The 20,850-nt window shown below is 69.9% G+C and carries 18 protein-coding genes; 10 read left to right on the top strand and 8 right to left on the bottom strand.

The genetic code is table 11. From position 1 onward, the window contains the following. Positions 1-77 precede the first annotated feature (77 nt). The 5 genes from J2X21_RS05775 to J2X21_RS05795 all read left to right on the top strand — a co-directional run bounded on the left by J2X21_RS05775 (position 78) and on the right by J2X21_RS05795 (position 5,472). Positions 78-866, top strand: coding sequence for an SDR family oxidoreductase (locus J2X21_RS05775; protein WP_310326024.1), 789 nt, complete (start codon positions 78-80; stop codon positions 864-866). A 1-nt stretch (position 867) separates the two neighbouring features. Beyond that, positions 868-3,309 carry a penicillin acylase family protein gene (locus J2X21_RS05780; protein WP_310326025.1) on the top strand — a complete coding sequence of 814 codons (2,442 nt, stop codon included), beginning with the start codon at positions 868-870 and terminating at the stop codon, positions 3,307-3,309. 91 nt (positions 3,310-3,400) lie between these two features. Continuing rightward, positions 3,401-4,342: a CsgG/HfaB family protein gene (locus tag J2X21_RS05785; protein ID WP_310326028.1), complete on the top strand. Its 942-nt coding sequence runs from the start codon at positions 3,401-3,403 to the stop codon at positions 4,340-4,342. Then, complete coding sequence (locus J2X21_RS05790; RefSeq protein WP_310326029.1) at positions 4,342-5,070, top strand: SDR family oxidoreductase; 729 nt, start codon at positions 4,342-4,344, stop codon at positions 5,068-5,070. The genes J2X21_RS05785 and J2X21_RS05790 overlap by 1 nt, the downstream gene beginning before the upstream one ends. Before the next feature lie 138 nt (positions 5,071-5,208). Next, a complete protein-coding gene (locus tag J2X21_RS05795) occupies positions 5,209-5,472 on the top strand; it encodes a hypothetical protein (protein ID WP_310326032.1) in 264 nt (87 codons plus the stop codon). Here the strand turns inward: J2X21_RS05795 and J2X21_RS05800 are convergent. From J2X21_RS05800 to J2X21_RS05815, 4 genes are read right to left on the bottom strand one after another with little or no spacing between them, the layout of a single operon-like run. Continuing rightward, complete coding sequence (locus J2X21_RS05800; RefSeq protein ID WP_310326035.1) at positions 5,466-6,167, bottom strand: DUF3047 domain-containing protein; 702 nt, start codon at positions 6,165-6,167, stop codon at positions 5,466-5,468. The two genes, J2X21_RS05795 and J2X21_RS05800, sit on opposite strands and share 7 nt — an antisense overlap. Then, positions 6,164-7,066, bottom strand: coding sequence for a ribosome small subunit-dependent GTPase A (gene rsgA / locus J2X21_RS05805; RefSeq protein ID WP_310326037.1), 903 nt, complete (start codon positions 7,064-7,066; stop codon positions 6,164-6,166). Before rsgA ends, J2X21_RS05800 begins: the two co-directional genes overlap by 4 nt. Continuing rightward, positions 7,063-7,398, bottom strand: coding sequence for a 4a-hydroxytetrahydrobiopterin dehydratase (locus J2X21_RS05810; RefSeq protein ID WP_310326040.1), 336 nt, complete (start codon positions 7,396-7,398; stop codon positions 7,063-7,065). Before J2X21_RS05810 ends, rsgA begins: the two co-directional genes overlap by 4 nt. After that, complete coding sequence (locus J2X21_RS05815; RefSeq protein WP_310326042.1) at positions 7,395-8,666, bottom strand: M48 family metallopeptidase; 1,272 nt, start codon at positions 8,664-8,666, stop codon at positions 7,395-7,397. The genes J2X21_RS05810 and J2X21_RS05815 overlap by 4 nt, the downstream gene beginning before the upstream one ends. 49 nt (positions 8,667-8,715) lie before the next feature. Here J2X21_RS05815 and orn point away from each other — a divergent pair, with 49 nt between their 5' ends. From orn to J2X21_RS05840, 5 genes are all read left to right on the top strand, one after another. Then, on the top strand, positions 8,716-9,273 hold the full coding sequence (gene orn / locus J2X21_RS05820; RefSeq protein ID WP_310326044.1) for an oligoribonuclease: 558 nt from the start codon (positions 8,716-8,718) through the stop codon (positions 9,271-9,273). A 1-nt stretch (position 9,274) separates the two neighbouring features. Beyond that, positions 9,275-11,032, top strand: a complete 1,758-nt coding sequence (locus J2X21_RS05825) for a chorismate-binding protein (protein ID WP_310326046.1) — start codon at positions 9,275-9,277, stop codon at positions 11,030-11,032. A gap of 66 nt (positions 11,033-11,098) precedes the next feature. Continuing rightward, positions 11,099-12,418 (top strand): S8 family peptidase, encoded by a 1,320-nt coding sequence (locus J2X21_RS05830; protein WP_310326047.1) that lies wholly within the window; start codon positions 11,099-11,101, stop codon positions 12,416-12,418. 325 nt (positions 12,419-12,743) lie between these two features. Then, the gene (locus J2X21_RS05835) at positions 12,744-14,456 is read left to right on the top strand and encodes a DEAD/DEAH box helicase (protein WP_310326049.1); all 1,713 of its coding nucleotides are present in this window, start codon (positions 12,744-12,746) and stop codon (positions 14,454-14,456) included. A 6-nt stretch (positions 14,457-14,462) separates the two neighbouring features. After that, a complete protein-coding gene (locus J2X21_RS05840; protein ID WP_310326052.1) occupies positions 14,463-14,978 on the top strand; it encodes a GNAT family N-acetyltransferase in 516 nt (171 codons plus the stop codon). A 149-nt stretch (positions 14,979-15,127) separates the two neighbouring features. Here J2X21_RS05840 and J2X21_RS05845 read toward each other — a convergent pair whose 3' ends face one another. Genes J2X21_RS05845 through J2X21_RS05860 form a run of 4 tightly spaced genes read right to left on the bottom strand, consistent with a single transcriptional unit; the run spans position 15,128 to position 20,829 of the window. Continuing rightward, positions 15,128-16,135, bottom strand: a complete 1,008-nt coding sequence (locus J2X21_RS05845; RefSeq protein WP_310326055.1) for a glycoside hydrolase family 5 protein — start codon at positions 16,133-16,135, stop codon at positions 15,128-15,130. Positions 16,136-16,151: 16 nt separating this feature from the next. Then, the gene (locus J2X21_RS05850) at positions 16,152-17,447 is read right to left on the bottom strand and encodes an AGE family epimerase/isomerase (RefSeq protein ID WP_310326057.1); all 1,296 of its coding nucleotides are present in this window, start codon (positions 17,445-17,447) and stop codon (positions 16,152-16,154) included. After that, on the bottom strand, positions 17,444-19,612 hold the full coding sequence (locus J2X21_RS05855) for a GDSL-type esterase/lipase family protein (protein ID WP_310326059.1): 2,169 nt from the start codon (positions 19,610-19,612) through the stop codon (positions 17,444-17,446). The genes J2X21_RS05850 and J2X21_RS05855 overlap by 4 nt, the downstream gene beginning before the upstream one ends. Further along, the gene (locus tag J2X21_RS05860; protein WP_310326062.1) at positions 19,609-20,829 is read right to left on the bottom strand and encodes an AGE family epimerase/isomerase; all 1,221 of its coding nucleotides are present in this window, start codon (positions 20,827-20,829) and stop codon (positions 19,609-19,611) included. Before J2X21_RS05860 ends, J2X21_RS05855 begins: the two co-directional genes overlap by 4 nt. Between the last annotated feature and the right edge of the window lie 21 nt (positions 20,830-20,850).

Genomic DNA, 20,850 nt, shown 5'->3' on the forward strand with positions numbered 1-20,850 from the left:
CCGGCAAAGCCGGTTCCGCGGCAGTCGCGCGATGATGCGGCTTGCTGGCGCAAGCCGCGTTTTCTTTGGAGCGTGCGATGGATCTGGGATTGAACGGCCGCTGGGCCTTGGTGTGCGCGGCGAGCAAGGGCCTGGGGCGCGGTTGTGCCGAGGCGTTGGTGGGCGAGGGTGTCAACGTCGTCATCACGGCCCGCGGTGAGGCGGACCTGTTGTCCACGGCGGCGGCGCTGAAGGCGCTGAACCCGGCCGTCGAGGTCAAGGCGGTCATCGGCGACATCGCGACGCCCGAGGCCCGCGCCGCGGCGCTGGCGGCCTGCCCCCAGGTGGACATCCTCGTCAACAACGCCGGCGGCCCGCCGCCCGGCGACTTCCGCGACTGGGACCGCGCGCAGTGGATCGCCGCGCTGGACGCCAACATGCTGGCACCCATCGAGCTCATCAAGGCCACCGTGGACGGCATGGCCGCGCGCGGCTTCGGTCGCATCGTCAACATCACGTCGGGCGCGGTGAAGGCGCCCATCGACGTGCTGGGCTTGTCCAACGGCGCGCGTTCGGGGCTGACCGGCTTCGTCGCCGGCGTGGCCCGCCAGCCGCGCCTGGCCGGCGCCAACGTGACGATCAACAACCTGCTGCCCGGCGCCTTCGACACCGACCGCCTGCGCAAGGGCTTTGCTGCCGCGGCCGCCCGTGGCGGGCAGACGGCCGATGAGGTGCTCGCCAAGCGCCGCGCGGCCATTCCCGCGCAGCGCTTTGGCACCGCAGCCGAGTTCGGCGCGATCTGCGCGATGCTGTGCAGCGCGCATGCAGGCTATCTGACGGGCCAGAACATCTTGCTGGACGGTGGTAGCTACCCGGGGACGTACTGACATGCGCTGGTTCAAGCGCATCGCCGCGGGCCTGCTGCTGCTCGTACTGCTGCTGGCCCTGGGCCTGTGGCTGGCCCTGCGTGCCAGCCTGCCGACGCTGGACGGCGAACGCGGCCTGACCGGCCTGAGCGGGCCCGCCGAAGTGCAGCGCGACGAGCGCGGCTATGCCACGGTCACCGCCGAGAGCCGGCTGGACGTCGCGCGCGCGCTGGGCTTCGTGCATGCGCAGGAGCGCTTCTTCCAGATGGACTTGATGCGCCGCAACGCGGCGGGCGAGTTGTCGGCGCTGGTGGGCGCAAAGGCGCTGCCGCTGGATCAAGCGCGCCGGGTGCATCGCTTTCGCCACCGCGCAGAGACCGGCCTGCCCGGGCTGCCGGCCGATGAGCGCGCGTTGCTGGATGCGTACGCGGTGGGTGTCAACGCGGGCCTTGCGGCGCTGGGCGGCCGCCCGCCCGAGTACCTGCTGCTGCGCCAGCAACCCAAGGCATGGACGCCGGCCGACAGCGTGCTGGTGGCCTACGGCATGTACCTGGACCTGCAAGGTGCGCAGGGCCGCGACGACATCGCGATGGGCCTGCTGCACGACGCCGTGCCGGCCGACTGGTACGCCTTCCTGACCCAGCACAGCGCCGACTGGCAAGCCGCGATGGACGACAGCCGCATGGCCGCCGTGCCGCTGCCGGCCGGCCCGCTGCCCGACGCGCTGCGCAGCGTGAAGACCGCGTGCAGCGACTGTCGCCTGCGGGACGCGCGCGACCTGGGCAGCAACAACTTCGCCGTCGCCGCGACGCGGGGCGCGGAAGGACGCGCCATCGTGGCCGACGACATGCACCTGGGCCTGCGCTCGCCCGGCACCTGGTTCAAGGTGCGCATGATGTGGAAGGATGCCGCCGGCGAGCACGACGTCACCGGCGTCAGCCTGGCCGGCGCGCCGCTGGTGGTGGCCGGCAGCAACGGCCGCGTGGCCTGGGGCTTCACGAACACGACCTCGGACTGGGCCGACGTGATCCGGCTCAAGCTCAACGCCGCCGGCACGCACTACCTGGCGGGCGGCGTCGAGAAGCCTCTGAAGCGCAGCGTCGAGCGCATCGAGATCGCCGGCGAGCCCGCCGTGGACCATGAGGTGCTGGAGAGCGAGTGGGGGCCGGTGCTGGCGCTTGGGCCGACGCCGGACCGCTCCCAAGGCGGCCCTACCCCCTCGGGGGGGGCGTCGCCACGCGATGCCTTCGGGGGCTCCATTTTGGCGCCGGCCGGTCAGGCCTATGCGCTGCGCTGGGTGGCGCATGACGCCGAAGGCATGAACCTGCGGCTGGCGCAGATGGAGACGGCGGGCGATGTCGATGCCGCCGTGAAGCTCGCCGCCGGCGCCGGCCTGCCGCATCAGAACCTGCTGGTGGCCGACAGTGCCGGCCGCATCGCGTGGACCGTCATCGGCGCCATCCCGAAACGGGTGGGCGCGGACGACATGGACCGCCCGCAGGACTGGAGCGACGGCCGCTCGCGCTGGCGGGGCTGGCTGAGCGCCGACCAGCAGCCGCGCATCGTGGATCCGGCCGACGGCCGGTTGTGGACCGCCAATTCGCGCATGGTGGGCGGCGACGCGATGAAGATCGTCGGCAACGGCGGCTGGGATGTCGGCGCCCGTGGCCTGCAGATCCGCGACGGCCTGCGCGCGCACGACAAGCTGGACGAGGCCGGCCTGCACGCCATCCAGCTGGACCACCGTGCGCTGTTCCTGCAGCGCTGGCGCCAGCTGCTGCTGGACCATGTGCTGACCCCCGAGTTCGTCGCCGCGAATGGGCTGGCGGACTACCGCGCCGAGGTCGACAAGAGCGCCGATGCGGCCCGGCCCGATGCGGTGGGTTATCTGCTGGTGCGGACCTTCCGCGAGCAGGCGCTGGGCCAGATCTTTGCGCCGCTGGCGGGCCTGGTGGAGGCGCAGGGCCTGAAGGCGCGCGACCTGAAGGTGGTGCCCGAGACGCCCGGCTGGGCGCTGATCCAGGCAGCGCGGCCTGACACGCTGCCCACTTCCTTCAAGAGCTGGCCCGAACTGCTGCAAAAGGCCGTGTTGGACAGCCGCAAGCAGCTGGTCGAGAAACACGGCAGCCTGGCCGCCGCGACCTGGGGCGCCGACAACGGCACCAGCATGCGCCATCCGCTGAGCATGGCCGTGCCGGCGCTGTCCGGCTGGTTGGACCAGGCCTCGCAGGGCATGGCCGGCGACAGCCACATGCCGCGCGTGCACAACCACGGCCACGGCCAGAGCGAACGCATGGTGGTGTCGCCGGGCCACGAGGAGAAAGGCCTGCTGGTCATTCCCGGTGGTCAGAGCGGCCATCCGATGTCACCCTACTATCGTGGGGACCACGCCACCTGGCTGGCGGGCGAGGCCTTGCCCTTCCTGCCCGGCGCGACGCGTTACCGCCTGGTGCTGCGCCCCTGATCCAGGCGACCCCGCTCGTGTGGTCTTGGGATGCGGTGCCCCGCACGGGCTGGGCACAATCAACGGTTCAGAAGATTCGGAGGAAAGTGTGATGAACAAGACCCTGACCGCGCTGCTGCTGACCGGCCTGGCGGCCACCGCCCAGGCCCAGGAGGCAGGCTCCACCGTCGAGAAGTGCACCAAGAAGCTGGGTGTGCTGGCCGTGGCCGAGCCGCAGACCGGCTGGAACCACCTGTCGCACTACGGCCTGGGCTCGCCCGCCGCGCTGCTGCGAATGATGGTGCAGCAGTCGGGCTGCTTCGACGTCGTCGAGCGCGGCCAGGCGATGCAGAACCTGCAGCAGGAGCGCTCGCTGGCCGCGGCCGGCGAAATGCGCCAGGAATCCAACATCGGCAAGGGCCAGATGCAGGCGGCCGACTTCGTTATGACGCCCAACGTGCAGGTCGGCGCCAACACCAGCGGCGGCATCGGCGGCTTCCTGGGCGGCAAGCTGGGCGTGCTGGGCGCCATCGCCGGCGGCCTGAAGTTCAAGGATGCGTCCACCAGTCTGCTGCTGGCCGACGTGCGCTCCAGCATCCAGGTCGCTGCGGCCGAGGGCAAGGCCAGCAAGATGGACTTCTCCGTCGGCGGCTGGGGCTTCGGTGGTGGCGGTGTCGCTGGTCTGGGCGGCTACACCAGCACGGCCGAGGGCAAGCTCATCGCGGCCAGCTTCCTGGACAACTACAACAAGATCGTGCTGACCATCCGCGACCAGGGCAGCCTGATCCGCACCGGCAGCGCCGCCGGTGACGCCAACGCCGCCGGCTCCACGCAGGCCGGCGCACCGGTGTCGGCGGGCCAGATGTACGTTGCCAAGATCGCCAACGTGAAGGTCTATGCCTCGGCCTCGCGCGACAGCAAGGTCGTCGCCACGCTGAACCGCAGCGACGAACTGGTGGCCAGCGGCGAGGTCAAGGACGGCTTTGTGCAGGTGGACGCCGCCAACTTCAGCGGCTGGGTGCAGCGCACGCTGGTGATGCCGATTTCGCGTTAATGGCCAAGGTTGCATTGGTCACGGGTGCCGGTTCTGGCATCGGCCGCTCGGTGGCCCGAGCCCTGGCCCGCGAGGGCTGGACACTGGCGCTGATGGGGCGCCGCGAAGCGCCGCTGCGGGAAACCCTGCCGGACGCGCTGCACCTGCCGGCCGACGTCGCCGACGAGGCGCAGGTGGACGCCGCCTTCGCGACGCTGAAAGCCCGTTTCGGCCGCCTGGACCTGTTGTTCAACAACGCCGGCATCAGCGCGATCGGTGTGCCCATCGACGAATTGCCGGTGGCGCAATGGCGCGCGGTGGTCGACATCAACCTGACCGGCAGCTTCCTGTGCGCGCGTGCGGCATTCAGACTGATGAAGGCACAAGAGCCACGCGGCGGTCGCATCATCAACAACGGCTCCATCTCGGCCCATGCGCCCCGGCCCAACTCGGCGCCCTACACATCCACCAAGCACGCGATCACGGGCCTGACCAAGTCGCTGAGCCTGGACGGCCGCGCGTTCGATATCGCGGCAGGCCAGATCGACATCGGCAACGCCGCGACCGAGATGACCGAGAAGATGGCGCGCGGCATGCCGCAGGCCAACGGCGAGATCGCGGTCGAACCGCGCATGGATGTCGAGGACGTCGCCCGCGCCGTGGTCTACATGGCGAGCCTGCCGTTGTCGGCCAATGTGCAGACCATGACGGTCATGGCAACCAACATGCCTTTCGTCGGGCGGGGCTGATGCGCCGGAGCGCATGACGACCCTGGTGTTGCTACCCGGGTTGGATCAAAGCTGCGCTGCGGTATGACGTCTTTCCTGGAAGGCAGGCTATGAAGATGCTTGAGGTTGCCCTTTCAGGTTCCGCCTCACAATCCGGTCATGCCGCTGTTCCGTTCGCTGTTCCGCCTGCTCATCCTGATCGCCGGTGCCCTCGTGGGCCTGGCGCTTTTCCTGTTCGCCTTGCTCGCGTTCACGCTGTTCGTCATCGTCAGCCTGCTGCGCGGCAAGAAGCCCAACGTGGCGTTCCGCATGAACCAGAACCCGTGGGCGCAGCGCCGCGCGCCCGCGGGGGCGGCCGAAGATGTCGTGGACGTGGAGGTGCGCGAGGTCAAGGAGCAGCAGCCCACGCTGCCGCGTCACTGAGTCGCGCTGAGCGGCTTCAGGTCCACCACGCCGTACCAGGTCCGCGCCGACGCGCGGTTGTTGTCGCTGTCGGTCATGACGGCCATCGAAGTCAGCGGGCCGGGCTCCTCGCCGAAGGCGAGGCGGAAATCGGCCGCCAGGTTGCGGCGGTGGTCGCGCCAGCGGCGCAGTTCGGCCGGGCCGGAGTCCACGACGATCTTGCGGATGCGGTCGCTGCGGGGGTTGATGACCACCGTGCCCACCGGCAGCTTGCTGTCCCACACGTACATCAACGTCGCATAGGGCGGCGCCTCGCCGGTCAGCGCCTGGGCCAGCTCGAACTTCATGCGCGTGCGCAGCGGCAGTTTGTCCACGTCGCCGTCGAAGCCGAAGATGACCCGCGCAACCGCGTCCTCGCGGTCGATGTCGGACACATTGGCCTCGGGGATCAGTCCCTGCGCCCACCACGAGAAATTGACCTCGCCGACGGCGTCCAGCGCCGGCTCCATGCGCTTGCGCCAGATGCTGGCGGAGCGGTCCGACGCGGCTTCCAGCGCCGGGCGGCCGTCCTTCTCGGTCCAGCTGTACTGCGTGGACTTCTTGCCCGGCAATGACAGCGGCTGCCAGCCTTGCGCGGACGACGGCGGCGCGAGCCGGGGCGAGGCGCAGGCGGCCAGCAGGGCGGCGGCGCACAGGGTCAGGATGGCGGTCTTCACCAGGACTTGCGTTGGAGTTCTTCGAGGATTTCGCCGTATATGCGGTATCGGCTCGCGCTGATCAAGCCCTGATCGACCGCGGCGCGCACGCCGCAGCTGGGTTCGTGAATATGTGAACAGTTGGCGAAGCGGCAGTCCGCGTGTTCGCGCAGGTCGGGCATGAAGCGCCAGAGGTCTGCGGCAGCGATCTGGCCCAGGCCGAATTGCTGGAAACCGGGCGAGTCGATCAGCGCCGTCGTGCGCGTGTCGTCGGTCCAGTACCACTGCGTGGTGGTGGTCGTGTGGCGGCCGGAATTCAGCGCCTGCGAGATCTCGCCGACCTGGGCCTGGGCGTCTTTCACCAGCAGGTTGATCAGCGTGCTCTTGCCGGTGCCGCTGGGGCCCAGCACGAAGCTGCGTTGATCCTGCAGCCAGGGCGTCAGCGTGGCGCGCGAGCCGTCGCGGTCGGCCTTCAATGCGACATCGAAGACGGTCAGGCCCATGGCCTTGTAGGGCGCCAGGCGCTCCCGCGCGCCGTCGGTGCCGGGCAGGTCGGTCTTGTTCAGCGCAATGGCCATGCGGATGCCGGCAGACTCGGCGGCGATCAGCGCGCGCGCGAGCTGGCTTTCGCTGAACACCGGCTCCACGGCCACCAGCACCAGCATCTGGTCCAGGTTGGCGGCGAAGCTCTTGGTCTTCCACTCGTCCTGGCGGAACAGCAGGTTGCGGCGCGGCTCGACGGCTTCGATGACGCCCTCGTCGCCGGACTCGGCAAAGCGCACCTGGTCGCCCACGACCGCGTCGCTCTTCTTGCCGCGCGGGTGGCAGACGAGGCGTTTGCCGTCCGCGTCCTCGATGATGTAGTGGCGGCCGTGGCCGCGCACCACCAAGCCCAGGTCCAGATTGCTGAAACGGCTCATCCGCCGGTCGCTTCGGGCAAGGCGCTCACCTGTGCCGCGCAGATCGCGTCGTTCAGCGTCAGCCCGCCGCGCGAATGCGTGGTCCAGCTGACGGTGCAGGCGTTGTAGCTGACCAGCATCTCGGGGTGGTGGTCCTGTGCATGCGCGATCTCGGCGACCGCATCGACGAAGGCCATGGTCTGGTAGTAGTTGTCGAAGCCGAAACGGCGGCCGATCAACTTGGCCTCGGCATCAGGCAGCCAGCCGGGCAGGGCGGCCAGCACGCGGGTGCGCGTGTCGGCGTCCAGCAAGGGGGCCTTGGGGTCGCATTGGGCAAGCAGCAAATCGTTCATGACGCGAGGGCGGCAAGGCGTTCAGCTGCCGGCGGGTGGGAGTAATAGAAGCGCGCGTACACCGGGTCGGGTGTCAGCGTGCCGGCGTTGTCTTCATGCAGTTTCAACAAGGCCGATGACAGATCGGCGCCGCTGGCCTGGGCGCGGGCGTAGGCGTCGGCCTGGAACTCGTCGCGGCGCGAGAAGTGGCTGGCCAGCGGCGTCACGAAGAAACTGAACACCGGGCCGGCCAGCAGGAACAGCAACAGCGCCAGCGCATCGTTGGGCGCATCGAAGTTGGGCTGCACGCCCAGCGCCAGGTAGAAGGCCGGCATTGCGCTAAGCCAGCCCAGCAGCGCCAGGCCGGCCAGGCTCATGACGAAGGCCAGAACTATGCGCTTGGTGATGTGGCGGTGCTTGAAATGGCCCAGCTCATGGGCCAGCACGGCCTCCAGCTCGTCGCCGCTCAGCTTGGACAGCAGCGTGTCGAAGAACACCACGCGCTTGGCCGGGCCGAAGCCGCTGAAATAGGCGTTGGCATGGGCCGAGCGGCGGCTGCCGTCCATGACGAACAGGCCCTTGGCCGCGAAGCCGCAGCGCGCCATCAGCCCTTCGACGCGTGTCTTAAGAAACTCGTCGGCCAGCGGCTCGAACTTGTTGAACAGCGGCGCGATGACGCTGGGGTAGATGACCATGACCAGCAGCTGGAAGCTCATCCACGCGACCCAGGCCCACAGCCACCACAGCGGCCCCATCGCACCCATCAGCCACAGGATGAGCGCGACGATGGGCAGGCCCAGCAGCACGCCCACTCCCAGGCCCTTGAGCATGTCGGCGATGTACAGACGCAGCGTCATGCGGTTGAAGCCGAAGGCCTGCTCGATGCGGAACGTGGACCACAGCTCCCATGGCAGGTCCAGCAGTCCGCCGATCAGCACAAAGGCGGCCACCAGGCCCAGCTGGTAGCCCATGGGCTGCCAGTCGGCCGGCAGCGCCTGGCTGGCGTCCAGCACCCAGCCGTTCAGCGCATTCAGGCCGCCAAGCAGTGTCCAGCCCAGCAGCACCACCGCATTGAAGGCCAGCGCCAGCAGGCCAAAGCGGGCGCGGACGATGGTGTAGTCGGCCGCCTTTTGATGGGCGGACAGCGTCACGCTGCCGGCAAAGGCCGCCGGCACCTGGGCGCGGTGCGCGGCGACATGGCGGATCTGGCGCGACGACAGCCAGAACTTGACGAGCAGGGAGAGCGCGAGCGCCGTGGCGAACGCGATGGAAAGCGGCAGGGGGGACATGGGCAAATTTTAGGCTGCGAGAATTCCACGACTTCTGAAAGAAACCACCATGTCCGACACCCTGACCCTGAGCGAAAACAACCTGATCTGGATCGACCTGGAAATGACCGGTCTGTATCCGGACACCGACCGCATCATCGAGATCGCCGTCGTCGTGACGGACGCCAACCTCGACAAGCGCGTCGAAGGCCCCGTCTTCGCCGTGCACCAGACTGACGAAACGCTGGACAAGATGGACGCCTGGAACAAGGGCACGCATGGCAAGAGCGGCCTCATCGACCGCGTGAAGGCGTCCACCGTCTCTGAAGCCGAGGCCGCCGCGCAGACCATCGCCTTCCTGAAGCAGTACGTGCCCAAGGGCAAGAGCCCCATGTGCGGCAACAGCATCTGCCAGGACCGCCGCTTCCTGGCCAACTACATGCCCGAGCTGGAAGACTTTTTCCACTACCGCAACCTCGACGTGTCGACGCTGAAGGAGCTGGCCAAGCGCTGGAAACCGTCGGCGCTGGAGGGTTTCAAGAAGGCCCAGGCCCACACGGCGCTGGCCGACATCAACGAGTCCATCGAGGAACTGGCGCACTACCGGACGACGTTCCTGGCGCTTTGAGTTGATCCAGGCCGCGTTCGATTTCCCCCGCCATCCGCTCGCCCGAGAGGACGGGGAGCGGCTGCGCGGTTGCTGGTCGGCACCGCCTGCGCGCTGGCTGCGCGCCGCGCGGCTCGATGAAGTCCGCGCCGTCATTGCCCAGGCTGAAGCGGCCGCACGCGCCGGCGCCTGGGTGCTGGGCGGCCTGCGCTACGAGGCCGCCGCGGCGTTCGACGCGGTGCTGGCCACGCATGAGGCGACCGCGCCGCTGGCCGAGTTCGCCGTCTACGACACGCCGCCCGAGGACTGGCCCGAAGGCGAGGGCGCCTGGACCGGGCTGCTGGGCTGGGCCGATGGCGAGCCCGACGCGACGACGGCGATCGAGCGCATTCGCAGCTACATCCGCGACGGCGACTGCTACCAGGTCAACCTGACCACGCGGCTGCGCGCCGCCGCTGGCGCGCTGGACCCAGAGCAGTTGTTCCTGGCGCTGCATGCCAGCCAGCCCGGCGGCTTCAGCCTGTTCCTGCGCGAGGCCGGAGCGGCCAGCGTGTCGCCCGAGCTGTTCTTCGACTGGCGCCCCGTGCCCGGCGCCAAGGCCAGCTGGCTGCTGGCCGCGCAACCCATGAAGGGCACGGCGCCGCGCGGCCGCGACCGCGTTGACGACGAGTCTGCGCAGCAGCACCTGCGCACCAGCGAGAAGGAGCGCGCCGAGAACCTGATGATCGTGGACCTGCTGCGCAACGACCTCAGCCGCGTCGCGCAGCTGGGCACGGTGCGCGTGCCGCGGCTGTTCGAGCTGCACGCGCTGCCCACGGTGTGGCAGATGACGTCCACCGTCACGGCCGTCAGCCGCGCCGGGCTGTCGCTGGCCGACGCGTTCGCGGCGCTGTTCCCCTGCGGCTCGGTGACCGGTGCGCCCAAGGTGCGGGCCATGCAGATCATCTGCGAGCTGGAGCCCACGGCGCGCGGCTGGTATTGCGGCGCGCTGGGGCTGATCCAGCCCGGCGGCGTGGCGACCTTCAACGTGCCGATACGCACCGTCGAGTTCGGCGGCGGACAGCTCAGCTGCGGCATCGGCAGCGCCATCACGCTGGACAGCGAGCCCGCCGCCGAGATCGCCGAATGGCGGGCCAAGTCGCGCTTCCTGGCGCGCGCCGAGGCGTCCGTCGAGGCCTTGGAGACGCTGCGCCTGGAGGATGGCGTCGCGCTGAGGGGCGACGCGCACCTGGCCCGCATGCAGCGCACGGCCCGCCACTTCGGCCTGCGCTTCTCGCTGGCCGAGGCGAAGGCTCACCTGAAGGCCGTGGCCGACGCGCAGCCGCAAGGCAGTTGGCGGCTGCGCCTGACCTGCGATGCGCAGGGCCGGCTGCATCACACGCTGCATGCCTTCACGCCGACGCTGGAGCCTGTGCAGCTGGCGCTTGCCGCCCAGCCCATGCCCACCCGTGGGCCGCGCGCCGAATTCCTGGCCCACAAGACCACGCGCCGCGAGCTGTACGCCGTCGACAAACCGGCGGGCGCCTTCGACATCATCCTGTGGAACGAGGCCGGCGAACTGACCGAGTGCAGCTTTGGCAACCTGGCGGTTCAGCTGGATGGCCAGTGGCTGACGCCGCTGCTGGCCAGCGGGCTGCTGCCCGGCGTGCTGCGCGCCGAGCTGCTGGCCCAGGGGCGCGTGCGCGAGGCACGGCTGACGCGTGACGACCTGGCCCGCGCCGAGGGGCTGGCCTTCTTCAACAGCCTGCGCGGCTGGATGCAGGCCACCCTGGGTCAGTAGTTTTCAGGAGGCGCCGAGGACGCGGCCTGCGTCCAATGCCCGTCAACGGCAACCGGGAGATTGACGATGGCGGGCTACCTGATCCAGACCGACGGCCGGCCGCTGGCCGACGTGCAGCGCCAACTGCGCAAATACCTGCCGGGGCTGGACTGCCGGCTGTTCCCCGTGGGGCCGGACCGCGCATTGCTGCGCGGCCACCTGCTGGAAGCGCTGCAGCGCGAATACACGGCGCCACCTGCCGTCTGGCTCAGCGTGCTGGGCATCCAGGCGCCGCAGCGGCTGCAGGACGATGAGATCCTGGCGCTGCTGCGCACACGCGACCCCGACGCGCTGCCGGCGCTGAAACCGCCCACGCCGGCGCCGGTCGGCACGCTGGACTGGCACCTGGACATGGTGCGCGCCCCGGCGGCCTGGCAGTTGCTGGGCGGACCCGGCCACATCGTGTGGGGGTCGACCAAGGTGGCCCAGCTGGACACCGGCTACACGCGCCACCCGGCCTTCGGCTTCGGCGCGGCGACCTGGATAGCCGAGGCCCACGCCCGCACGGACCTGCCGCCACCGCCCAACGGCGGCGGCAACGCGTTCCAGACGCCCGAGCCCGGCTTCGGCCTGGACCCGGTGACCGGCTTCAACGGCGGCCACGGCACGCGCATCGGCGCGACCATCAGCGGCCATGACCTGATCGCCGACGGCCGGCCGTTCTACGGTGTCGCACCGAAGGTGCCGCACCTGCCCATACGCATGACCGATGCGGTCTGGATCAACCATGCGCAGCGCCAGTTCGCCGACGGGCTGGACCACGCGGTGCACCACGGCGCGGGCGTCGTCAACGTGAGCCTGGGCGTGGTGCTGGGCCAGGTGCTGCCCGAGATGAAGCAGGCGCTGGACCGCGCCTACGAGGCCGGCGTCATCGTCGTCTGCGCGGCCGGCAACTACGTGGACCCGGTGGTCGCGCCGGCGCGGCTGTCGCGCACGGTGGCGGTGGCGGGCGTCACGTCCAAGGAACAGCCCTGGTCGGGCAGCAGCTTCGGGCCGGAGGTGGACTTCAGCGCCCCGGCCGCCGACCTGCGCCGCGCCGATCTGCGCTCTGCCGCCCAGTTCCGCTACACCGGCGGCGGCGACGGCACGTCTTACGCGACCGCCATCACCACGGGCGCCGCGGCGCTGTGGCTGACGCATCGCCGCGCCGACATCGCCGCAGCCTATGCCGGCCACGCCTGGTGCGTGCCCGAGGCCTTCCGCGTGCTGGCGCGGCAGACGGCCCGCGTGCCGAACGCGACTTGGCAACCGGACGGCGTGTTCGGCCGCGGCATCCTGGACATTGCCGCGCTGCTGGCCGCACCCCTGCCGGCCGTGACGGACTTGACGAAGACCCCGCAGGTGTAGGGCCCGCGGCGGCTTGGTGAAAACCCTGAACGATGCTACAGTCGCGGCTTCGCCTGGGGGCAGCCCCAGGAGTTCCACGTCTCCTCTGACCTCGTTCGATCATTCGAATCGGACTCCGAACACGGATCGGTCGGCGGCGATGAAGCCGTCGCTTTGACTGACTGTTCCCCCGCGCCGCACCCAGGCTGAAGTACAAGCCCTGAGCCGCACGACGCGAGCTGATCTATCTCCCAGCGACTTTTGATGATTCCGAGAGCCTCGTGATGCGCTCCCGGCGCTGCGCGTTTGCATTCGCGCGGCGTGACTCTGAATGAAAGAACGAACGATGAGTTTCGAGACCCTGGGCCTGAGCCCCGCCGTGCTGCAAGCCGTGAAGGATTCCGGCTACGAGACGGCCACCGACGTGCAGGCCCAAGCCATTCCCGCCGCCATCGCGAACAAGGACCTGATGGTCTCGTCGCGCACCGGCTCGGGCAAGACCGCCGCCTTCATCCTGCCCGCGCTGGAAAAGATCCTCGCCGCCCGCGGCGACAACACGAAGCGCCGTGAAAAGGGCGTCATCTACGGCCCGCGCGTCCTCGTGCTGGCCCCGACCCGTGAACTGGCCATGCAGGTCAGCAAGGCCGCTCAGACCTACGGCCGCCACATCCCCGGCCTGAAGGTCGCCACCGTGCTGGGCGGCATGCCCTATCCGCTGCAGATCCGCCAGCTGACCGGCCCGCTGGACATCCTGATCGCCACCCCCGGCCGCCTGCTGGACCATCTGGCCAGTGGCAAGTGCGTGCTGAGCAATGTTGAGATGCTCGTCCTGGACGAAGCCGACCGCATGCTGGACATGGGCTTCATCGACGACATCAACGTCGTGACCAGCCACACGCCCGAGACCAAGCAGACCGTGATGTTCAGCGCCACGTTCGCCGGCCACGTCGGCCGCCTGGCGCAGCAGCTGCTGAAGGACCCGCAGCGCATCGAGGTCGCCACGCACACCGACACGCACGAGAACATCGAGCAGCGCCTGCACTGGGCCGACAACCCCCACCACAAGGACCAGCTGCTGGAAGCCATCCTGGCTACGCCGGAGCTGGACCAGGCCGTCGTCTTCACCAGCACGCAGCGAGACGCCGACTGGCTGGCCGAGCGCCTGGCCGAGATCGGCCATGCCGTGGCCCCGCTGCACGGCGCGATGCCGCAAGGCAAGCGCAACCGCGTGCTGATGGGCTTGCGCCGTGGTGACCTGAAGGTGCTGGTGGCCACCGACGTCGCCGCCCGCGGCATCGATGTGCCCACGATCAGCCACGTCATCAACTACGGCCTGCCGATGAAGGCCGAGGACTATGTGCACCGCATCGGCCGTACCGGCCGCGCCGGCCGCCAGGGCCTCGCGATCACGCTGGGCCTGCGCGACGACGTGTCCATGATCCGCCGCATCCAGCAGTTCACGACGCAGACCATCCCCGTGTCGCACATCGCCGGCCTGGAGCCCAAGACGCAAGAGCCGCGCATCTTCCCGCCGCGCCCCGCCGGCCAGGGCTTCGACCGTGGCGGTGACCGCTTCGGCGGCCGCCCCGGTTTCGGCAACAAGAGCTTCCGCCGCGATGACGGTGGCCGCCCTCACCATGGCGGCGGCAAGCCCTTCGGCCATGACCGTGGCTTCGCGCCGCGCCAGGACGGCTTCCAGCCGCGCGGCGACGAGCGTGGCTTTGCGCCGCGCCAGGACGGCTTCCAGCCGCGCGGCGACGAGCGTGGCTTTGCGCCGCGTGAAGACCGCGGCTTCCAGCCGCGCGACGACCGTGGCTTCGCGCCGCGCGCCGATCGTGGTTTCCAGCCGCGAGAGGACCGTGGTTTCCAGCCCCGCGGCGAGTTCCAGCCGCGTGACGACCGTGGCTTCCAGCCGCGCGGCGACCGCCCCTTCCACGGCGGCGGCAAGCCGTCCTTCGGTGGCAAGCCGAGCTTCGGTGGTGGCGGTGGCGACCGGCCGTCCTTCGGTGGCGAGCGCCGTGGCCCGGGCGGCCCGCGCAAGGGTGGCTTCGGCCGATAAGCCAGCATGGATCGCGTGCATCTGCACGCGATGACTCCAGCCGATCTCGACGCCGTACTGGCGCTGCAACAGCGCTGCTACGGCGTCGGCTTTTTGGAGCGTCGCGAAGCCTTTGCGGCCAAGCTGGCCGTGACCGACGGCCTGGACTGCTGCTGGATGGCACGTGGGGACGACGGCCAGACGCTGGCCTATGCCGTCAGCCTACCGGTCTGCGAGGCCACGCTGCCAGCGCTGGACGCGCCCCACTGCGAGCGGCCCCTGTCGCCGACGCTGCTGTACCTGCATGACATGGCTGTCGCGCCCGAGGCCCGGTCGCTGGGCTTGGCCACGCGCCTGCTGGCGCGGCTGGCCGACAGCGTCCGGGCGTTGGGCCTGGAGCGCATGGGCCTGGTGGCCGTGCAGGGCTCGGTGCCGTACTGGCAGCGCCAGGGCTTCGCCGAGCCTGCATCGCTGACGGCGCCGCTGCGGGCCAAGCTGGCCAGCTTTGGCGCCGACGCGCGCTTCCTGACACAGAGGGTGTGAGGCAGTCCGGGGCGCTCGAAAGGGCTCGTCAGGCCGCATCAATCTAGGCGCAAAGCGGAGCCGTAGCCTTGCTACGGCGAGCATTTGCAACGACGAGTGAGGTGGCCTGGCGAGTCAAGGCGAGCGATGCCGGGCTGCGTCGCACCCTCTTACTTCAGATAGGGCTGCAACCAGCGCATCTGCGGTTTGTCCTTGCCGTCGGCGCCGGGCTCCAGCGACAGGAAGTAGTCGCCCCAGGTCGGGCCGCCCGCCCACCACAGCCAGCCGGTCCAGACGTCGGCATTGGCCTTCAGATGCTCCAGCGCACCGCGGATGACCTGCTCGCAGACCGGGTTGGCGCCGCCGCCCAGTTCGCCCAGCAGTGCGCGGCGCTTGTTGTCTCGCAGCCACTGGGTGAAGCGCTGCAGGCGCTCGACGCCGATGGTGGGGCTGACGCATTCGACATTCGTTCCCGAGCCGTCCTTGTCGAAGTACTGGTGCACCTCGAACACGATGTTGTCGAGGGGATCACGCACGCGACCCATGACATCGGCGTTCGGCGTGCCGTACCACTTGCTCTCGAACCAGCTCCACGCGCCCGTGTAGCCGTTGCCCGGCAGCGTGATGAGGTTCTTCGCGCCGGTGGCGCGGATCGCGGTGACGGCCTGCTGGGCCGCTTCCGCCCAGGTCTCGGTGGGCATCTCACGCGGCTCGTTGACGAGGCCGAACTGCACCTTGGAGTTGTCCTTGAACTGCAGCGCCAGCCGGCGCCAGAAGTCGGCGAACGCCGCGTAGGGCACCTCGGGCTTGCCGACATGGTGGCCGCGATAGGCGGCGTAGTTGTGCGGGTCCAGCAGCACGTGCAGGCCGCGCGCGGTCGTGCCGTCGACAAACTCGCGCAGGCGGCCCAGCTCGGTCGCGTCCAGCTCGCCCATCAGCGCGGGCTGCAGGCGCTCCCAGCGGAACGCGATGCGCATCAGGTTCATGCCCTTGGTCTGGTAGTAGGCCGTGCTGGCGACGCTGGGGTAGACGTACTCCTTGCCGTAGGTGCCGGGGAAGGGCAGCTTCTCGCCCCACTCGGCGCTGGACAGGCTGATGCCGCGCCACTCCAGCTTGGGCGGGGCGGCGTGGGCCGCGACGGTGGCGGCCAGCAGCGCGGCGCCGAACAGGGGCTTCATGGTTGTTGTCTCCTTGTTAACGGGCGGGGGCTGGCACGCCCAGTGCGGCGAGCACGTCCTGGCAGGCGCCCATCGTGTGGTAATCGGTCTTGCCGGCGGGGCTTTTCTCGTCGGTGACCTTGCGGTTGTCGGGCGCCAGGATGCGGTACCAGGCGCCGTGCTGGTGGTCGACGAAGTGCTGCCAGGCATAGGCCCACAGCCGGTCGTACCACTGCCAGTAGGTGTCGTCGCCGGTGCGCACGGCCAGCCAGGCGGCGGCGGCGAGGCTCTCGGCCTGGACCCAGAAGTACTTGTCGGCGTCGCAGACTTCCATGTCGGGCGCCGGGCCGCTCCCAAGGCCGACATGCCCCCCTCGGGGGGACGACTGCGTACTCGCAGGCGGGGGGCTCCATGAATCGCCCGGCGCGAAGCCATAGACCAGGCCGCCGTGGGTGGCGTCCCAGCCGTGCTTCATCGCGGTGTCGAAGAAGTGCTTGGCCGTCGGGACCAGCCAATCGGGTGCCGCAGTGCCCAGCCGGCGCTCCAGCATCAGCAGCAGCTTGGCCCACTCGGTGAGATGGCCGGTCTGGAAGCCCCAGGGCCGGAAGATGTTGGTCTTGTCGTCGCGGTTGTAGTCCCAGTCGGGGGTCCAGTCACTGTTGTAGTGCTCCCAGACGAGGCCGTCGGCGAGTGCCGCCTGGCGCTGCGCGATGGACGTGGCCAGCGTCAATGCACGGTCCAGGTAGCGCGCGTCGCCGGTCGTGGCGTGGGCAGCCAGCATGGCCTCGCAGGCATGCATGTTGGCGTTCTGGCCGCGATACGAGCCTAGCTGCCAATCCGGCGTCGCCTCGTCGGCGTAGAGGCCGTGGGCCGCTTCCCAGAAGCGCTGTTCCATCAGTTCGAAGGTGGCGGCAATGCCTTGCTTCGCTCCGGCCACGCCGGCTTCTGCGGCGTGGGCATTCGCCAGCAGCACGAATGCCAGGCCGTAGCAGTGGTTGGTGCCGTCGGTGACCTGGGCCTTGCCGTCATGCCAGTCCAGCACCCAGGCATAGCCACCTTGGGGCTGGGCGTGGGCTTCGTTGACGAAGGCCAGCGCATGGGCCACGTCGGCAGTCGATGCGCCAAACCAGCGCCACGCCAGCGCGTGGTTGAACACGAAGCGCGTGCTGCTGACGAGGTGGCGGGTGCGGCGGTCGTAGACCGTGCCGTCGTCCTTGAAGAACTGGAAGCAGCCGCCGGTGGCGTCCATCACGCGTGGTGCGTAGAAGGCCAGCGTGTGGCGCATGTGGGCCCACAGCGCTTCGGGCTGGCGCATGTCAGGAACGATGCTCATTTCAATACCTCGGTCTGCAGGAAGCGCGTCAGCTCGTCGGCCATCTGGGCATGCACGTCGATGCGCGGGTGGGCATAGGCGAAGGCCTGGAAGGTGTAGGTCCAGACGCGCGCATCGCCTTCGCCGCGCAGCGTGGCCACGACCTGCTGCAGCGCGCGCGGGATGGCGGGTTCGTCCTTCCACGCGGTCATGCCGCCGGCCAGCAGCACCAGCTTCGCGTTTGGGTAGCGCGCGCGCAGTCCGCGCACGAAGGCCAGGTAGCGCGGCGCGAAGTCGGGCGCGATGCGCTGCCCCTTGGATGCCGGGAAGCCGTGGTCGTTCTGGCCCAGGTTGGCCAGCACCACATCGGGCGCGCGCGCGTCGGGCGGCGCTTGCGCCGCATCCAGCCGCGGCGCGTAGCGGTTCCAGACCTGCGGCATCAGCAGCTCGTTCCAGGTCGCCGTGACGCCGATGCCGCTGACGGCGATGCCCACGTAGTCGGCGTCCAGCTTAGTGGCGGTCAAGGCACCGTAGGCGCGCGTGCCGTCGTGGTAATACAGGTCGTCGTACTGGTCGTCGTTGACGTCGCCATTGCAGGCGCCGGCGGTGATGGAGTCGCCGTAGAACTCCAGCTTCAGTGCGCGCGGCGGCGGCGGGTCTAGCAGCCGGCCGCCCTCGGCCAGGCGCAGGCCGTGGAAGCTGGCCTCGGCCATCGACGCCTCGGTGCGCTTGATCAGGCGCAGCGTGTGTTCGCCGTCGGCCAGCGGCTCGCGCAGCCGCCACACGGTCAAGCCCTTGCCGGGCACGGCCAGCGGCAGGGCGCGGCCGTCGATCTCGACGGTGAAATGGCTGGTGCCCCAGTGCGTGGACGAGAACTCCAGGCTCAGCTCGCGGCCCGTGAAGCGCGCGCGCAGCTCGCTGCCGCTCCAGGCCAGCAGCTTGGATGAGGACAGCGCGCCGGCGGCGATGCGGCCGACCCAGCGCAGCCGGGCGTCGTCGGCCGGGATCTGTCCCATGCGGTTGCTGGGCGGCTCCTGCTGGAAGGCGCTGGTGCGCAGCGCGGGCGGAACGATGCCCGCCGACATGATGGCCAACAGGCTGGCCGGGCGGCCGCTGCCGACCCATTCGTCGCGCTTCACGCGCACCTGCAGCAGGTGGGCCGTGGGCTCCAGGTCGCGGCCCACGACGGTGTAGTGCCAGCCGAGATAGCCCTTGCGCTCGGGCACATGGCCGCGCAGCGTTCCCCAGGGGCCGTCGTCCACGCGCGCCTCCAGGTTGCGGTAGTGCTCGCTCTCGGCGTGGAAGACGGCCACTTCGCTGCCCCAGACGAGGAAGCGCGCCTCGGCGTCATCGGTCTTGGCTTGCCAGCCCGGCTGCTGACCGGTCCATTCGGGGTGCACCTCGCCGCCCCGCGAGAACCCGCTGTTCTGATACGGCTTCAACGCGTCGTTCATCAACAGCCGCGTGAACTCGTGGGCACGGCCGTGCAGCGGTGAGGGCAGGGCGGTGGTGACAGCATTGCTGCTGGTGGCGGTGCGCAAGGTTTCGCCCAGCGCCTGGGCGATTCGCTGATGGCCGATGCCGTTGGGATGCACAGGTTCGTCGTACAGCGCGGCCCAGCGGTCGGTGCCGGCCGCCACGCGGGCCTGCATCCAGGCGCCGAAGTCCAGTGCCGTCAGGCCGTAGTGGGCGGCCAGTTTCAGCTGCAGGTCGGTGGCGTCGCGCGGCTGGTTGCCCTGCTGCGTGAGCCCCAGCACGACGACGGCGGGCGGCTTCTTCGCCGCCAGCAGCTTGCGCAGGATGGCTTCATAGCTGCTGCCACGCACGGCCGGGTCCAGCCACTGGTCGTTGACGCCGAACTCCACCACCACCAGATCCGGCGCGGCGTCCAGCACCTGCGCCTGCAGCCGCTGCACGGCGGCGGCCGAGTCGGTGCCGCTGATGCCGGCGTTGACCAGCTTGACCTTGGGCCCGAGGGACTTCGCCAGCAGCGCAGCCCAGCCCTGCTCGCGCGGTGGGGTCGCCGCATAGCCGGTCGTGATGGACCCGCCGACCGTGGCCAGCGTGATGGGCTCGCCGGCATCCAGCTTCTTCATGACGGCTTGCAGCCGAGTGTCTGCAGCGTGCGCCGTGGCGGCGAGCGTCAGGGTTGCGGCCACCGCCAGTCCTTTCGTCCAGTGCTTCATGGGGTTAGGCGTTCGATCATCTCCAGCCCGGTGCGGACATGGTGGTACGGGCATTCCCAGGGGCCGGCCTTGGGCACGGTGCCGACAAGGCGGCCTTGCGCGTCCAGCGTCTTGAACCAGTCGCCGCCGACCGGGTCCACATGGTGGCGGGCGATGTAGCGCCAGGCCCGCCAGGCGGCGTCGGCATGGCGCGGGTCGCCGCTGATCTGCCAGGCGTCCCAGAAGCCCACCACGGCCTCGGCCTGGCACCACCAGTGGCGCCGGTCGTCGGTCACGCGGCCGTTGAAGCGGCCCTCGCCGAGCACGCTGCCGTCTGGCGTCATGCCGCGCGCCAGCACGGCGTCGGCCACCTTGACGGCCAGCTCGCGGCTGCGCGCCAGCAGCGCGGCGTCGCCCAGCACGTCGGCCGCGCGCACCAGCAGCCAGGCGGCCTCGATGTCGTGGCCCCAGGAGACCTGCGGTGTCAGCACGCGCCAGTCGTGCGAGAAGAACAGGCCGAAGCAGCGCGGGCCGGGCAGCCAGATGCGGTCCATGAACAACACCAGCAGTTCGCGCAGTCGGGCCTCGACGGCCGGCACGCGGTGGTGGCGTAGCAGCTCGGTCAGCGCTTCCAGCACATGCAGCATGGTGTTCATGGTCTTGGGCGCGGGCGGCTCCTTGTCGGACAGCCGCGCGCCGGGCAGCGGCTGCCACTCGCGGGTGAAGCCTTCCCAGCATCCGCCATCGGCCTTGTCGAAGGCGTGGGCCTGCAGCAGCTCGAAGAAGCCCAGCGCCTGCTTCACTGCGCGTTGCTCGGGATCGGGCCGGGCAGCGTGTGCGGCGCACAGCGCGTAGATCGCGAAGGCCTGCGCATAGACCTGCTTGTGCGTGGCCAGTGGCTTGCCTTGTGCGTCCACATGCCAGAACACGCCGCCGTGCTCGGGGTCGGTCAGGCCCTGCGTGACCCACTGCCAGGCCCAGTCCAGCTCAGGGCCGGGCGGCAGGGCCAGGCGCTGCTCGGCGCTGGCGAAGGTCCACAGCAGCCGCGTGCCCAGCACGGCGCTGCGCGGCGCGTCCAGCTCACGGCCGTCGTTGCGGCGGCCGCCCAGCACGCGGCCCTCGGCGTCAAAGATGTGGCGCCGCCACCAGGGCAGCACGTTGAGCAGCAATTCGTCGCGCCAGCGGGCGGCCCATTGCTGCAGTTGATCGGGGGATCGGGGGTCGAGGGTGGATTGCATCGAGGTGCCCCGACGTGTCTC

The sequence above is a fragment of the Roseateles asaccharophilus genome, assembly GCF_031458115.1.
Classification (GTDB): domain Bacteria; phylum Pseudomonadota; class Gammaproteobacteria; order Burkholderiales; family Burkholderiaceae_C; genus Pelomonas; species Pelomonas asaccharophilus_A.